Source organism: Lactococcus formosensis (genome assembly GCF_018403745.1).
Taxonomy (GTDB): Bacteria; Bacillota; Bacilli; order Lactobacillales; family Streptococcaceae; genus Lactococcus; species Lactococcus formosensis.
In genome coordinates, this window is record NZ_BOVP01000002.1 from 206,331 (window position 1) to 222,783 (window position 16,453).

At 35.6% G+C, this 16,453-nt stretch carries 9 protein-coding genes; all 9 read right to left on the bottom strand.

Features of this window, described 5'->3' with window-relative positions; genetic code table 11:
• Positions 1-26: 26 nt before the first annotated feature.
• The 9 genes from mfd to KJS37_RS03435 all read right to left on the bottom strand — a co-directional run bounded on the left by mfd (position 27) and on the right by KJS37_RS03435 (position 16,269).
• Positions 27-3,512, bottom strand: a complete 3,486-nt coding sequence (gene mfd / locus KJS37_RS03395; protein WP_213495898.1) for a transcription-repair coupling factor — start codon at positions 3,510-3,512, stop codon at positions 27-29.
• Positions 3,509-4,081 (bottom strand): aminoacyl-tRNA hydrolase, encoded by a 573-nt coding sequence (pth, locus tag KJS37_RS03400; protein ID WP_213495900.1) that lies wholly within the window; start codon positions 4,079-4,081, stop codon positions 3,509-3,511. The genes mfd and pth overlap by 4 nt, the downstream gene beginning before the upstream one ends.
• A 110-nt stretch (positions 4,082-4,191) precedes the next feature.
• Positions 4,192-5,307, bottom strand: a complete 1,116-nt coding sequence (gene ychF, locus KJS37_RS03405; RefSeq protein ID WP_017370092.1) for a redox-regulated ATPase YchF — start codon at positions 5,305-5,307, stop codon at positions 4,192-4,194.
• A 113-nt stretch (positions 5,308-5,420) separates the two neighbouring features.
• Positions 5,421-5,624, bottom strand: a complete 204-nt coding sequence (locus KJS37_RS03410; RefSeq protein ID WP_017370091.1) for a DUF951 domain-containing protein — start codon at positions 5,622-5,624, stop codon at positions 5,421-5,423.
• Between the two features lies 1 nt (position 5,625).
• The gene (gene addA / locus KJS37_RS03415) at positions 5,626-9,189 is read right to left on the bottom strand and encodes a helicase-exonuclease AddAB subunit AddA (RefSeq protein ID WP_213495902.1); all 3,564 of its coding nucleotides are present in this window, start codon (positions 9,187-9,189) and stop codon (positions 5,626-5,628) included.
• Entirely contained in the window at positions 9,182-12,505 is a 3,324-nt protein-coding gene (rexB, locus tag KJS37_RS03420; protein ID WP_213495904.1) for an ATP-dependent nuclease subunit B, read from the bottom strand. Before rexB ends, addA begins: the two co-directional genes overlap by 8 nt.
• Before the next feature lie 43 nt (positions 12,506-12,548).
• The gene (gene dnaN / locus KJS37_RS03425) at positions 12,549-13,691 is read right to left on the bottom strand and encodes a DNA polymerase III subunit beta (RefSeq protein ID WP_096368904.1); all 1,143 of its coding nucleotides are present in this window, start codon (positions 13,689-13,691) and stop codon (positions 12,549-12,551) included.
• Between the two features lie 163 nt (positions 13,692-13,854).
• Positions 13,855-15,213 (bottom strand): chromosomal replication initiator protein DnaA, encoded by a 1,359-nt coding sequence (gene dnaA, locus KJS37_RS03430; RefSeq protein ID WP_017370087.1) that lies wholly within the window; start codon positions 15,211-15,213, stop codon positions 13,855-13,857.
• Positions 15,214-15,468: 255 nt separating this feature from the next.
• On the bottom strand, positions 15,469-16,269 hold the full coding sequence (locus KJS37_RS03435; RefSeq protein WP_213495906.1) for a ParB/RepB/Spo0J family partition protein: 801 nt from the start codon (positions 16,267-16,269) through the stop codon (positions 15,469-15,471).
• Positions 16,270-16,453: the final 184 nt, after the last annotated feature.

The following is a 16,453-nucleotide window of genomic DNA, read 5'->3' on the forward strand; positions in this document are numbered from 1 at the left end:
AAAAGAATAATGTTTCATATGAAACATTATTCTTTTTCGTGCTTATCTCGTAATTCTGAAAGTTTCTCAGTAAAATTCATGATTTCACGGAGGAGAACAACATCTTTTCGATTTTCAATTTTAAAGCGAAATGTCATTTTTCCTAGCTTCTCACCAACACTTGCTTTTAAGGTCGTTTCAGACAAAGCCTCAAAATACTCTTGTGGATCATACATAGTATTGGCTGATTTTGCCATTGTCAGTAAGACATCAAATTTATTTTTTTCAATTTTTTCAACGAGAGCATTATCTGCAAATGTTTTCAATAAACCAATTTCTAATAGGTAAGCAACCTCATCAGGATATTCTCCAAAACGGTCCATCATCTCATCTTGTAATTCCTCATAGTTTTTCCGAGTATCTACTTGACGAATACGTTTATAAATCTCAATTTTTTGTCTTTCATCACCAATATAGTAGCTTGGGATAAAGGCATCTAAACCAAGAATAATTTCCGCATTGGTCTTGGTTTTTACCTTATCGCCGCCCATGCGTTTATGGACTGCTTCTTCAAGTAGTTGCGAATAAAGCTCAAAACCGACCGAATCTATAAAGCCAGATTGTTCTGCGCCCAGCAAATTTCCTGCACCCCGAATTGAAAGATCGCGCATTGCAATTTTAAAGCCTGAGCCTAGTTCCGTAAATCCCTTGATTGCTTCCAAACGTTTTTCTGAAACTTCAGATAAGATTTTTTCTGGTTTATACATAAAGTAAGCATAAGCCACCCGATTACTTCGTCCTACTCGACCTCTTAATTGATACAGTTGCGATAATCCCATCATATCGGCATTTTCAATAAAAAGCGTGTTGGCATTTGGAATATCGACGCCTGTTTCAATAATCGTCGTCGCCACTAAGACATCATATTCATTATTGATAAAATCCATGAGGGTATTTTCTAATTGAATTTCTGTCATTTGTCCATGAATGTAACCAATTCTTGCCTCAGGTATCAGCTCTTCCAGTTGTGAAACTTTTTGCTCAATACTATCTACTCTATTGTGAATGTAGTAAACCTGTCCACCTCGTGAAATCTCTCGAAGTACAGCGTCCCGCACCACACCATAATTCGTTTCCATTACATATGTTTGGACAGGATAACGGTTTGTTGGAGGCGTTTCAATGACTGATAAATCACGAATACCTAACATCGACATATGTAAAGTTCTTGGTATCGGTGTTGCCGTAAGCGTCAAAACATCAACTTGTGTTTTTAACTCTTTCAAGCGTTCCTTGTGTTTGACACCAAAGCGCTGTTCCTCGTCAATAATCATTAAGCCCAAGTCAAGAAATTCGACATCCTTAGATAAAAGACGATGGGTACCGATGATTAAGTCCACGCGCCCTTTCTTTAACTTATCCAAAATCTCTGTTTGTTGCGCCTTAGTTTGGAAACGGCTCAAAACGGCAATGTTTACACCAAAGTTTACAAAGCGCTCCATAAAGTTATTATAGTGTTGTTCCGCTAAAACTGTGGTTGGTACTAAAACAGCCACCTGTTTACTATCATTCATTGCCTTAAAGGCGGCGCGCATTGCAACCTCAGTTTTCCCAAAGCCTACATCTCCAACCAATAGTCGATCCATCGGACGTTCAAGTTCCATATCTTTTTTAATCTCATTGATTGAGCGCATCTGGTCTGCAGTTTCTGGGTAGGCAAAGCCATTGTCAAATTCTTCCTGGTTAACATCATCCAAAGAAAAAGCATGACCTTTTAAAGCTTGTCTTGCCGAATAGAGCTTGATCAGGTCTTCAGAAATATCTTCGACTTGCTTGCTTACAGTCGACATAGTTTTACGCCAACGACCATCATTAAGCTTATTTATCTTGGGGGTTTTCCCCTCCGCCGCCGAGTATTTACTTAATAGATTCAGATGGTCCACTGGAACCGAGATTGTATCACCATTCTGATATTGAATCGTCAAGTAATCACGGTGCATGCCTGATACTTCAATGGTTTGAATCCCTAGGTATTTCCCAATCCCGTGATTTTTATGGACAACGTAGTCTCCAACTTCAAGTTCATTATAATCTTTTAGGCGTTCCGCATTGGTAATATTTAAGCGACGTGTTTTTTTCTTCCGCGCTTTACCAAAAATTTCTGACTCAGTAATAACAACAAGTTTCTCATCAATAAAATTAAAACCATTGTTAAGTGTTAAATTCAGAAGGTTTACTTTTTCTTTTTGAATTTCTTCAGTAGATACAACCTGAAGCTCTAAATCAAATTTTTGAAGCTCCGTGCGTAGTTTCTCTGAAGATACAGCTAGGACAACTGTAAACCCTTGTTTTACAAACCTGTCAACTTCTGTATAAAAAAGTTCCATTTGTCCGAAAAACTGTTGCATTGAATGTTGATTAAAATTATATAAAGCATCAAACTTTATATTACCTAAACCTTTTTGAAAATTGGAGAAAAAACTTGCTGGTTTGTGAGAACGTAACTTAGAAATAACATCTAAAAGATAGCTTTGCCCCTCAAAAGAACGGCCCATACTTTTTTCAGAAACGATAAATTCTGCAAGTTCTTGTTCTGTTTTATTGTTTGCTTCGTTAATTTTCTGAAAATCATCAATGAAAATTTGAATATTTTTCGGAAAATAATTTAAAAGAGAGGCAGGTTTTTCATAAAAATATTCTGCAAACTTGCGCAAATCTTTATGATAGTAATGATTTTCTGCTGCTGCAATAACTTCTTCAAAATAAGATTGCGCTGTAGGATCTGATACATTTTCTAGTTGAGCAATTAATTTTTTTACACCTTGATCAAATTCCCAGGGCATTAAAATAAAGTCGCTCGCTGGATATATTTCTATCTGATCCATATTTTTGAGAGAACGTTGTGTTTCACTGTCGAAAGTACGAATCGTATCTACTTCATCGCCAAAAAATTCTAACCTTAAGGGTTGAGCTGCATCTAGTGGGTAAATATCCACGATGTCGCCACGTTGTGAAAATTCTCCTGGTACCATCACGCGCTGTGTCTTTTCATAACCTGCACTAGTTAAAATAGCGAGTAGGTTTTCCATGTCAAACTCATCGCCTTGAGCCAAGAGAAGATAGTTTTCTTGGAAATTATCAGGCTGGGGCAAGATCGAACGTAAAGCCATGAAAGGAACAACTAAAAAGCCTGTTTGCTGTGCATCAAGCAGGAAATTTAGAGCTTCAAGACGATATGCTGTCCGGTCTTTACTTGCTATCGCAAACTCAGCATAAACATTGTCATCTGAAAAAAATTGGTAAACCCTCTCGTCTTCAACAAGATGAGTCAGTTCATCATAAAGTTCATTGGCGTGGTATTGATTATCAGTGACAATCACGTACTTATCTGGATTGTTCTCATAAGCATTAGCCATAACCATCGCCTGAGCAGTTCCGGAAAGACCGGTTAAAAGCGTACGCTCTGCTTTTGCAAAACTTCTCTGCCATGACTGTAAATCATGGTTTTGATCAAAAAATTCGTTTATTTTCATTGTCCGTTAAATTTATTCATTGCTTGAGAAAAATCATTTGATTCAATATAAAATTTCACTGCTTCTACAGCCTTATTTATGCCATCTTGTGCAATTTCTACATTTTCTTTATCAAATTTAGATAAGACGTGTGCAACTACTGTTTTTCCATGTTCTGGACGTCCAATCCCAATTTTCACTCGATTGAATTGTTCTGTCCCTAGATGAGTGATTGTTGATTTAATACCTCGTTGACCACCGGAAGAACCTTTTTGACGTAGTCTCACGCGTCCGACAGCCGAATCCATATCGTCAACAATAACAGTCAAATCTTTTGTATCCAGATTATAGTAAGTCAATAAGGGTTGAATCGCACGTCCTGATTCATTCATAAAGGTTTGCGGTTTTACTAGAAAAACTTTTTCTCCATTAACGAAAGTAGAAGCAACTTCGGCCATAAAGGTTTTTTCCATACTAAAGTTTACACCATATTCTTTTGCAAGTAAATCAATAGCCATAAAGCCCATATTATGTTTGGTTTTCTCATATTTTTCGCCAGGATTTCCCAGCCCTACAATCATTTTTGTCATTTTTTCTCCTCTTTCCAAAAAAATAGCAAAAGGCTGATTTATACAAATCAGCTCTTTTTTGTTACTGTAAAACTTTTTGGCTTATAAATTTAAAAATTAGGGGTAGAACCTTAAACATTAAAGCGGAATTCCATGATATCGCCATCTTGTCCAACATATTCTTTACCCTCTTCACGTAAACGCCCGGCTTCTTTAACGGCCTTTTCACTGCCATATTTCATCAAATCGTCATAAGACATGGTAACAGCGCGAATAAATCCTTTTTCAAAGTCACTATGAATGACGCCTGCCAATTGAGGTGCTTTCATGCCACGTTTGAAGGTCCAAGCACGTACTTCTTTTTCACCAGCTGTAAAATATGTTGCAAGTCCCAGTAAGTGATAAGCAGCTTTTGTTAATTTATCAACACCAGATTCTTCTAAACCAAGTGCTTCAAGAAACTCTGCTTTGTCCTCATCGTCAAGTTCTGCAATCTCTTCTTCAGCACGTGCTGAAATAACGACGACTTCGGCATTTTCAGTCGCTGCAAATTCACGAATTTGTTTCACATACTCAATGTCATCCGGAGTACTTACTTCATCTTCTCCCACATTAGCAACATAGAGTACAGGTTTTGTAGTGAGCAAGAAGAGCTGTTTCACAACCTTTTGTTCTTCCTCGTCAAATTCTACTGTACGCGCAGATTTTCCATCTTCCAAAACAGGCTTGATTTTAGACAAAACATTGAATTCTGCTACTGCATCTTTGTCCTTAACTGTACGCGCAACTTTCTCAACACGCGCATAGCGTTTGTTTACAGATTCCAAATCGGCCAAAATCAATTCTAAATTGATCGTTTCGATGTCGGCTAATGGATCAACAAAAGAATCCTCACGGTTATTCTCACGCATAACATTTTCATCATCAAAAGCACGAACCACGTGTACGATTGCATCAACTTCGCGAATATTAGCAAGGAACTTATTTCCTAAACCTTCACCTTTAGAGGCACCTTTTACAATACCTGCAATATCTGTAAATTCAAAAGTTGTAGGTACAGTTTTTTTAGGTTTAATCAATTCTGTGATTTTAGTCAAGCGTTCATCGGGAACTTCAACCATACCTACATTAGGTTCGATGGTGGCAAAAGGATAGTTTGCTGCTTCAGCACCCGCTTTTGTGATTGCATTAAAAAGAGTAGATTTTCCGACATTAGGAAGGCCGACAATACCTGCTGTTAAAGCCATATTTATTCATTTCTCCGTCAAATTTTATATTCATCCAATTATACCGTAAATCCCGAAAAAAGACAAAAAAGCATAATTTATCAGGTGTTTTAAAGGATTTAAAAAAAGTGTGACTACTTTGTCACAACTTTTTTTATTTTTTTATTGAAATCATTACGGTTCATCATAACGACATGATCACAATTCGTACATCGGATTTTGATATCTGCACCCATACGAATTATTTCCCAACTGTTTGCTTTTTTCCCCGTTGATTTGATTGTACAAGCATGTGGTTTCTTCATTTCAACAATTGATCCTAATTGATACTCTAACATTTTAAATCCTTTCTACAATAACTTTTCGAGGCCCTCCTAATAAAATCAAATACTTGTCAACTTGGTTGACATGGTAGGCCTTTCTTAAAGCATCTGCATAAAGTTCCATCTGAACTTCATAGTTCTTCTTGATTTCAACAATCTGTGCAGTATTGCTGAAATAATCCGTCTTATAATCAAACAAGATGATTTTATCTTCAAATTTTATAAAGCCATCACATATTCCCCGAACAATGTATTGTTCTTGTGCAACTTCATCTGTTTTCAACATAGAAAAAGGTGCTTCCTTGGTTGTACGATCAACATTCTCAACCAGCAATTTACCAAAATCTGTGTCAAATAAGGTCAGAATTTTAGGCAAATCAATTTTATTTTTCACTTCATCCACAAGATTCATTTGATCCAATGTTTGCTGGAAATCGAATAAGTTTGGCCGTGAAAAATCTGCATACTGCATAAAGCTATGGGTCGCGGAACCTATTTCGGCAGCAGTAATTTTGTGTTGACCAAAATCCAACATCTCCAACTGTTTTACACGTTCATACTCACTTGATGGTAAAACATTTCCCAACTCTAACTGCTTTTCATAACTTCTTTTTTTAACTTGACTGGGAGTTTGAATGCTTGATAGCTTCGTTGCTGCTAGCTTTGGATATTGATAATCTAATATGGCACGCGCTTGTTTTACATCGGATAAACTGTCCATTATTTTATCAAATTTTTTCGCATCTTCTGATAGTTTTTTAAAGTCAGGATAAACTGTAAATTTTTTATCAATTCCTTGTAAGTCAGCCGCCTTGATTACTTTAAAATTCATCGGTAACTTATGTGCTTTTTGAAGAGCTAACAACCAATGTTGAAAGCCATTCGCAGCTTGACGATATTTAAGAGGTAAAATGCCTTTTTCTAATTTCGCTTCCCCATATTTTTCCAGATCTTTTGGTTTGATTTTACCGACCATATAGAGTTTTTTCTTCGCTCTTGTAAAGGCGACATAAAGAACTCGCATTTCTTCTGAAAGCATTGCATTTCGCTTCAAATCCTTATTGACAAGATACGGTAAGGTTTCCATTTTAACTAAGGCATAGGGGAATTCTGTCTCTACAGCTGCTTCATTTTTTAAATCAGCTGTATATTTCATTCCTAAGCCATTTTCCCGGGTAAGTATCACCGAATCTCTTAGATCTTTCTGGTTGAACTTAGTTTGTAAATTCATGAGAAAGACAACATCAAATTCTAACCCTTTGGACTTATGAAAAGTCATTACTCTTACCGCATTTTGCGGCAACTTAATATTCACAGAAGCAAGGTCGTTGTTTTGTTCCATAAATTTATCGATCATTTTGATGAATCGGAATAACCCCTTATAACCCGCACTTTCATAGGATTCAGCTCTTATTGATAGAGCATGTAGATTTGCTTGACGCAATTCACCATTCGGTAAGGCCCCAACATAGTCCATGTAGTAAGTTTCTGTATAAATCTTCCACAGAAGTTCATGAATACTGACTTCGTTTACAAGTTTACGCCAAGATGTAAACCTCTCCAGAAAGGAATTAATCTTTGCTTTAAGTGCCTTATTGATCAGCTGACCATCGCTAAGCTGCAATTTCTGCCAAAAACGAGTGTCAGAGCCAGCGTTCAAACTAATCCTTGTAAGCTCATCCTCTGTAAAATTAAACATTGGTGAGCGTAAGGTAGCTACCAAAGGGATATCATACAGCGGATTGTCTATCGCACGCAAGACATCTAAAATTAAGGTTACTTCGAGAGATTTTAAAAAATCAACGCGTCCTTCATCCAAAACTACAGGAATATCGTAAGCTTTCAAGATATCTTCAATTTTATTATTTTGGGTTTTTGAACGCACCAAAAGAGCAATATCTTTATATTCTAAATTTTCATCAGATGCTATTAACTCTTTAATCTTTTGGGCAACGATTTTTATTTCACCGTCACTCATTTGTTCTGACTCATCTTCCAAAGCTTCTTCTTCATAAAGAAGGAGTTGGGGGTAAAAGTTTTCATCAAGCTGTTGCGGATAATCCACAAGATTTCCTTGGACTAATTCTTCCTCTTCACCATAAATCATTTCTCCCACTTCTTCATCCATCAAATGTTTAAATACCTCATTTGTGAAGGAGAGAACCTCACCACGCGAACGAAAATTTTCTTTGAGACGAATGAGTTGATTTGGGTTTTCTTCATCAGCGTATGCCGTATATTTTTTAAGAAAAAGACTAGGATCTGCCAAACGAAAGCCATAGATTGATTGCTTGATATCACCAACCATGAAAAGATTATCCGTGCCATCACCGTTTTTACTCAACAAGCGTAACATTGCCTCTTGGACATGGCTAGTATCTTGATACTCGTCAATCATTATCTCACTATATTTATTGCGATAAGCCGTTGCGACATCTGAATTTTCTTCTAGTATTTTAATCGCAAAATGCGCAATATCCGAATATTCAAATGCATTTTCCGAACGTTTACGCTCGAGATAAACATTATAAAAATATAGAACAAATTTTTGAAGATTTTCAGCTAATACTTTTGCTTCAGGTTGGTATTTTTCAATCGTTGACAAATGTTTTATTTTTTCTAAAAAATTTCGTACAAGTCCTGGATCCGTCTTAGTTCCTATCACAGACTTAAAACTTTCTGCTAAAATTTCATCTTTCTTTAATGACCAACGTGAGAAGTCAAGAGAACGGAAAATCTCCGTAAATTGAAGATAGTCTCTTCGAGTTAAACTGCCAAGAAGATATTCTTGATTATCCACTACAATCTGTGCTTTTTCTAAAGTTTTCCCCGTAAGATTTTTTTCTGTCAGCGCTTTTTGTAAATCTAAAATAAAATTTTTAAGTTGTAAAAGTACATCTTCAGAAAATGATTCAGGTAAATCAGAGAATCTTTGATAAAACTCAAACCCTTTAAGAAATTCATTATTTAACCAGTTTTCAGGATTTTCTGTTGCTGAAGCAAATCTGTAAACCGTGTAAACCACACTCTGAAAACCTTTAATATTTCGATCTCTTGAAAAATTTTTCACCAATTTTTCAAAGGTTTTTTTATCTATTTTTGCTGTTTCTTTGATTTCTGGCTGCTCTGAAAGGTACTGCTCAATAAGTTCATCAAAAACTTCTTGTTTCAAGAGATCGCTTTCTGTCTGATCTGCTAGAATTCTAAAATTAGGATCAATATCTACGCGATTAAAATTTTCTCGCAAAAGTTTCTGTGTAAAGCTATCCATTGTGCCAATATCTGCATGAGGCAGCTTTTGTAGCGCCAGTTTAATCCGCTGTTTTTCTCCACTATCTTGTGATGTATAACTTGCTTTTTTTAAATCTTTTTCTAAACGCATACGTAGTTCTGCCGCTGCTTTTTTAGTAAAAGTTGAAATGAATAAGCTTTCAATATCAATACCATTTTTTATTTTTTCAACAATTCGGTTTGCCATGACAAAGGTCTTTCCTGATCCGGCACTTGCTGAAACAAGTATATTATGTCCCTGACTATGTATTGCTTCTTCCTGTTCAGGTGTGAATTTTACTTCAGTCATTTACTGGACCTCCTTTCAACTCTTCAAGAATCTCTTTACGACTTTTTTGACCAACTTCACGGGCATAATCATTCATATGGCGGCTTGCTTCAAAACGACAAATTGATTTTAAAGGACAATAGCGGCAACCATGTACGTTACCAGATTTATCGATACCTTCTTTAGTCATCACAGGATTAATCGCTATTTCTCCTTCAAGCAGTCGTTCTCCTGCACGAGCATAATGACTTTCGTTGAGCTTGATAAGACTTTCAAACTCCTCTTCACTGTAGACGTTATTTCGATTAATATTGACAACATCAATTTCTTGATTTACTTTATCCTTATACTCTTCGAGGATAAGGCCTTCATAGCGCATTTTTTTCGCTAATAATTCAGCTATTTCTCCTAAATAATCTACATCAGAAAGGTTGATGCTTTCGTTTTTTAACTGCAAATAAAGAGCGCCCCAAAGCTTTTGATCAGCATTCATTTGCTTGAGGACATCTAAATAAGTGAGAAACTGTAAACTTGTTCCATCATAGGCCGAGGCAAGATCAAATTTATGTTGACTAGATTTATAATCAATAGCACCAATACTCTCATCAAAAAATTGATCTATTCTGTCAATCCTTCCACGTAAATTAATCTTGTCTATAGCAAAATTACCCAGTTCACTTTTCGGCAAACCAAAAGCACTCTCAGTTGCTAAAGTCTTCATCTGATCATTTTCCAAGCCTTTTTTCAAAACAACTGCAGTTTGCTTGACGATTTCTCCAAGATTGGCCCACGTAAATTGAGCAGTTGCATCTTGCGTGAAATAACGAGCATAGGAAGTGTCAACCTCATGTAAAACACTTTCCAGGTGGTTGTCAAAATTTTCGCTCGTCAAGTTCGCTTGGTCTAGAAGCTTTTCAAAAACTTCATGGAAGAAATTGCCCACAACTTTTGAATTCAAATCAATATTTTCAAAACTTTCTAATCCCAAAGTTTGTTCTAAAAAATATTGATATTCACAGTTGTAAAAACGTTCAAAACTACTGACAGAAGCATGAATTTTATCACTGTAAATTTCTTTTACAGTCTCGGGAGTCAAGGGGACAGGTGCTATGTCTTGATCAAGATTGTAAATCAGACGTTGAAAGTCCGTATTTTCTTTAATAAGAATCCGGAATAAACTAGACCAAAAACTCCGTTTATCTTCAATTCCATCATTCTCCTCTTGAGCAAGGAGATGTTCAATTTTCCCGATATTTGCAATGAGGGAACGTGTATTTCCTATATGCGTTACAGTTTCCATGAGATTAACTGAAGAGACTTCACGTTTAACACTTTCTCCTGCTTTTGTATGTTCAATAAATAACTGCAATAATGCCGAGCTATCATCTTGCACATTCGCATAAATTTGAGGTGTAGAAAGTACAAGTTTTTCTGTTGCTGCATTGACTAAAGAGACACTTGTAAAGGTATTTTTACTAGAGTTCGTCACATTTAATTGTTCAATAAAACGAAAATCATCATGCGATACATTTTGGTTAATAGTTGCACGTTCTTCATCCGAAAGCAAGCTTGAATTTTTCTTGATTTTGGGAAAGTTAGCCATTGTCAGACCAATAGCATAGATGTACTTATTGGTTCTTGCTTCCACCAGTTCATAGTCTTTTATATTGACAACATCAACATTTGCAGGAATTTGACGATATTTCGCACCTTTCAGCCCCGCTAAAATCAACTCAAGAAATTCGAGTACTTTCATCTTTTGCTCAGCAAAAATAGCCTGAAACTCTTTTAAGTTAGAAAGCAGTAATTTCCAAACCTGTTCGTATTTATCTGCCAAGACGTGATTTTCTTCAGCTTCGGCTTGATTGTAAAGGAGATTCATATTCTCAAGAACATTACCTTCTTGGAGAAAAAGTTGAAATTGTTCAAGCCATTTGGATCCCGTTTTTTCTGAACTACCTATCAAAAACTTTTGGAGAGCTGAGGCTTCACCAAGCATCTCTTCTCTTAAAGTTTCAACCTGCTCTAATTCTAAAAATTCACTTTCTTCAAAAGCAGTGGCAAATTTCTTTCTGCCTCGAATTTTATACTTGTTCACATAGTATTCAAAGTAATCTAAGGTATCTTGGCTAAAGTTTACACCGCTGTAAACCTTGCTTTTAAGGAGATTGACCACATCATTAGTACGATAATTGTTCTTTTTTATTGCATAAAGACTTTCTAAGAAAATAATCAAGGGATGCTGACTCATTGCTTCTTCCTGAGCATAGAAAAAAGGAATCTCATACAAATCAAAGATTTCTTGAACTGGTATTGCGTAAGCTCCCACATCACCAACCAATACCGTAAAGTCTTTAAATAAAGCGCCTTGAGCTATCTTTTGGCTGATATCTTTAGCAACGGCTTCGATTTCTGCCATCTGGTTTTCTGATTCCCAGATTTCAAAATGAGCTTTATCCTTAGTCTCCAATTCAATATTTTCTCTTTTTTGAAGAAAATTAGTTTCCAGTTCAATCAAACGTGTCAACTTATCATATACTTTATCTGGTTTTGTATTCGAAACAGAAGAGATTTGAGCAGAAAACTTATTGCGAAAACGTTGAATCATCTCTAGAGCATTCGTGTAAATCGACAAAGAAAAATCTGTCAACTTATAGTCTGATGAACGAGCATAGGTCCCAATGATGATTTCTGAACCTGCGGAATGAAGGGCAGAAATAAAGCTTTCCTCTTCAGCAGTAAACCGCGTATACCCATCAATAATGATTACCACATTATGTAACACCTGATTAAATTTTCCCTCATTTATACTTTGTATAAAATCTTGAAACTCTGAAAAATTAGCATAAGAGAGATTTAATTCATCTTCGAAACGTCCCAAAATTGCTGATAACTCCGCATTTTTGGGACTTTCTGGTAAATCTTCATATGTCAAATTCGCAGTAACTAATTCTGCACGCAAGTTTACCAACATTTCAAGAAAAGATGGTGAAGTTTGTAAACTATGATAAAGCGGCAATTCTTCTTTAGTAAAAGACTTCAAAACTTTACGAAAAAGCATACTCAATCCAGACTGACTGAGTTCGACTTTTTCATTTGTATTTTTTTCTTTACGATCAAAATAATACGGAAGCTGTTTGAAACGCGTGACTAAGAGGTCAAAAACGGCTGTATCTGCACCTAATGAAATACGCTCTAAAATTTCCTTTTCTTTTTCAAAAGACATTGAAGATGGAACAATATAATAAACTTTTTTCTCTTCTTTCAATGCCTGTTGAGCACGCTCCAAAAGAAATTGAGTTAGATCTTGTGTAATTTCAGTATAAATGATTTCCATAAAAAAATAGACCTCACTTTCGTTAAGTCTATTCTAACATTTTTTAGTTTGTTCTGACAGGTGTAATAAGCTGTACGAAACTGTCTGTATCATTTTTAGGAAGAAGTGTAAAAGGACGAACGTTTGAAATGAAACGAATACGAACTTCTGGTTCTTTTATAACACGAAGCGCATCAATCAGATATTGTGGGTTAAAGCTGATTGCAATATCCTCACCAGTTTTTTCAATTGCTGTCAACTCTTCATGAACACTTCCCACTTCAGGAGAATTAGCTGTTGTAATTACTGAATCACCTGAAACAGTAAGTTTAACGGTACCATTTGCTGTTGCATTTGATAAGAGACGTGCACGCTCCATTGTACGACGTAAGGCAGCAACATCAAAGACTAAGTTTAAGCTATAGTCAGCTTCATTAGGAATTAAACGATTCGTATCAGGATAAGTTCCTTCAATTAGACGGCTGTAGTAGCTGATACGCTCGTTACGGAAGAGAATTTGATTATTCGCCAAAGAAATATCCAAATCTTCCTCATCATTAGTAAAGACATTTTTGAAACTTTGGATAGACTTACTAGGAAGAACGACATCAAAATCAGAACCATCATTCTCAAGAGCAAGTAAGCGTTGGCTCATACGATGTGAGTCAGTCGCAACAGCTTTGAGATTTTTCTTATCTGATAAGACCAAATGAACCCCAGTAAAAATAGGACGACTTTCTTGCGTACTTACAGCAAACACTGTTTCTGTAAAAATTTCTTTCAAAAAACCAACATTAATTTTAAGAGGATTTTCTTGTGAAATTTCTTGAATACGTGGATAAATTTCTGCATCTTGTCCTTTTAAGGTAATTTCTGATTTACCAGAAGTAAGTAATACTTGCTTTTGTTCTAATTCTTCAAATTCTAAAGTAAGTTCTGGCATTTGGCTAACTACACTTTCAAAGAAAGAAGCTTCCAATAAGATACTGCCGGTACCAGAAATATTCATTCCAGCATCTTTATCAGTGGCTGGTAAAAAGTTCTCAATTGAAATTTGTCCATTAGAACCTGTTAGTGTGATTCCTTCAGCTGTAACTGTAATTTTTAATTTCGTTAAGGCAGGAATAGTAACTTTAGAACCAATTGCTTGTTTGGTAATTTTTAGTGCATTTTGAAAAGCTACTTTGTTAATTGAAAATTTTATCATGATAGTCCTTTTCTTTATTTATTTATATAAATATATTAGTAATAGTAGTAGGTCTTGTGAGTATGGGGATAAGCGCTAAAACATGAACTTTATTAAGTTTTCCACTGTGTATAAATAGAGGATAACTCAGGGAAATCTTTTGAAGTTTTCCACAGGCCATGTTTTATTGAAACAGTCGCTTGATGGCATCAATGTCTTTTTGTACATCAATATCATTCTTCATTTTTTCTGTTATTTGCTTGTGCGCATACATGACCGTCGTGTGATCACGCCCACCAAATTCATTACCAATAGCTGGAAGACTGAGCGCTAACAATTCTCGAATTAAATACATTGCAATTTGTCTTGGAAAGGCAATTTCTTTTGGACGTTTGGGCCCAATAAGATCAGCTGTTGACACATGATAGTATTTTGCAACCTCGTCTTGGATTTTTTTGACTGTCAAATTCGACAAAGGTTGCTGCGTATTACTTTTAAGAGAACGTAGTGCTTCACTAGCAGTATCAATGTTGACTACTGTTTGATTGTTCGTTTTTGCAACAAACTCTACACGATTAAGTGCACCTTCAAGTTCACGGACATTTGAATCAATTTGGCCAGCAATATAACTTAGAGTTTCTTGAGGGAACTCTAAGTTACTGCTCTCAGATTTAGTCTGGAGAATAGCCATACGTGTCTCATAGTCAGGTGCCGTGATGTCGGTCGTCAATCCCCATGAAAAACGAGTCACTAAACGTTCTTCAAGTTTATTAAGTTCTTGCGGTATACGGTCTGAAGTAAGGACGATTTGAGCACCACGATCATGAAGAGTATTGAAGGTATTGAAAAATTCGTTTTGGGTACCTTCTTTATCACTAAAGAATTGAACATCATCAAGAAGAAGTATATCTAAGTTACGATATGTTTCTTCAAATTTTGCCATCTGCCCTTTACGTGTTGCATTGACATAATCATTGACAAAAGTTTCTGCAGATACATATTTAACCTTAGAATGCGGATTGTCCTTCAGGATTTCATTCCCTATCGCATGCATCAAATGTGTTTTACCAAGTCCAGACCCACCGTAAATAAAGAGTGGATTATAGACATCACCAGGTTTATCGGCGACGGCAAAAGCAGCGGCTTTTGCCCATTTATTACCTTCACCTTGAATGTAATTATCAAAAATGTATTTTGGATTCAAGCGCGTGAAGTCTGGAGTTGCTAGAGCGGGTGCTTTATCAAGCCCGTCTGGCTCATTGACTTCTTGTTCAATCTTTTCTGAAACCTCTTCTTCTGAAAGTAAATTGAAACGAATTGGTCGATCAAAAATTTCAAACCCGGCTGTACTAATTAGTCCTTCCTGACTCCGCCAAAAATCTTTATGAAATTTAGCCCCCACGATAATGGTTGCTATATCATTTTCAATTTCTAACAGTTGAGCAGGCTCAATGAAGAAATCATAAGACTGCGGTTTGATATTTTTTTTCGCTAATTCTTTTACTCTCGTCCAAAATTCTTTTTTTTCTTTTTGGAGAGCCATATTTTTCCTCTAATATATTAAAATTAAGTAGAACCTATTATATCATGTTGATAACTATTTATCCACCGCTGTTGAAAAAAAAATAAAGTTTTCCACAGAAGTGGATAAATATCCCCAAAACTGTGGATAATGTGGAGAGAGGAAAAGTTTTCCACAAAAGCTAAAGGCTATAACAAGCGTTTCTAAAGTTTTCCACAAAAAAGGAAAACAATATTTTTGTGAGTAAACCTTGGGATAAAAAAATCCACAGTAAATTTACTGTGAATTTTTTGTGAGTTTATTCAGTAGTTCTTCGAGTTTTTCTAGACTTTCAAAGTACAATTCAAGTTTTCCCTTTTGAAGCTTTTCATTATATGAAATTTTATTACTTATACCTAAACATTTTGTAAGTTCTTTTTCCTTTTCTACTATATAAATACTTTTTTTAATACTTTTTTTGTTACTGATTTTTTTATTTGAATCTTTTTGGTAAATAAGATCTTCAAGTTGACGGACATTAAGTTTTTCTTGAATGGTCTTGTGAGCTAAGAAAACTTGCTTTTCTTTATTTTCTTCAGCAAGAAGTGTCCGAGCGTGAGCCAAACTAATTTTTTTTTCTTCTAATAGAAGAAGTATTTCTTGAGGAAGTTTCAAAATTCGCAGGAGATTAGAAATGTAAGAGCGAGATTTGCCGAGATGCTTAGCGACTTCATCATGAGTCATTGAACTTTTCTCTATAATTTTCTTGATGCTTTCAGCTTCGTCTAATGGACTCATATCATCGCGTTGTAAGTTTTCTAAAATAGAAAGCACCATCATGTCATTATCAGAATAAGAACGAATAATCGCTGGAATCTTATCAAGATTTGCCAGCTTTGATGCACGTAAACGTCGTTCTCCAGCAAGAAGCTCGTAGCCAAAGAGATTACTTTTACGAACAATAATAGGTTGAAGTACACCATTAACTTCTATAGAGTGCGATAATTCATTTAATTTATCACTATCAAAATTTCTACGTGGTTGATAAGGGTTTTTACTAATATCTTCTATATTTAGTTGATAAATTTTTTCTTCCATGTGCTAATAGTACCATAAAATAGAAAAAACAAGAATAAAGCAAAAAAAAAATAGATAGAAGAACGTGACAACGGCGGGGTTTTCCGAACGAAGGCGAAAAAAAACAGAAAAAAGGACAGTTTATTCTTGACAGAAGGGAGTGAGTTTGATAGAATATAATAGTTGTCGCGAGAGAGCACATCTC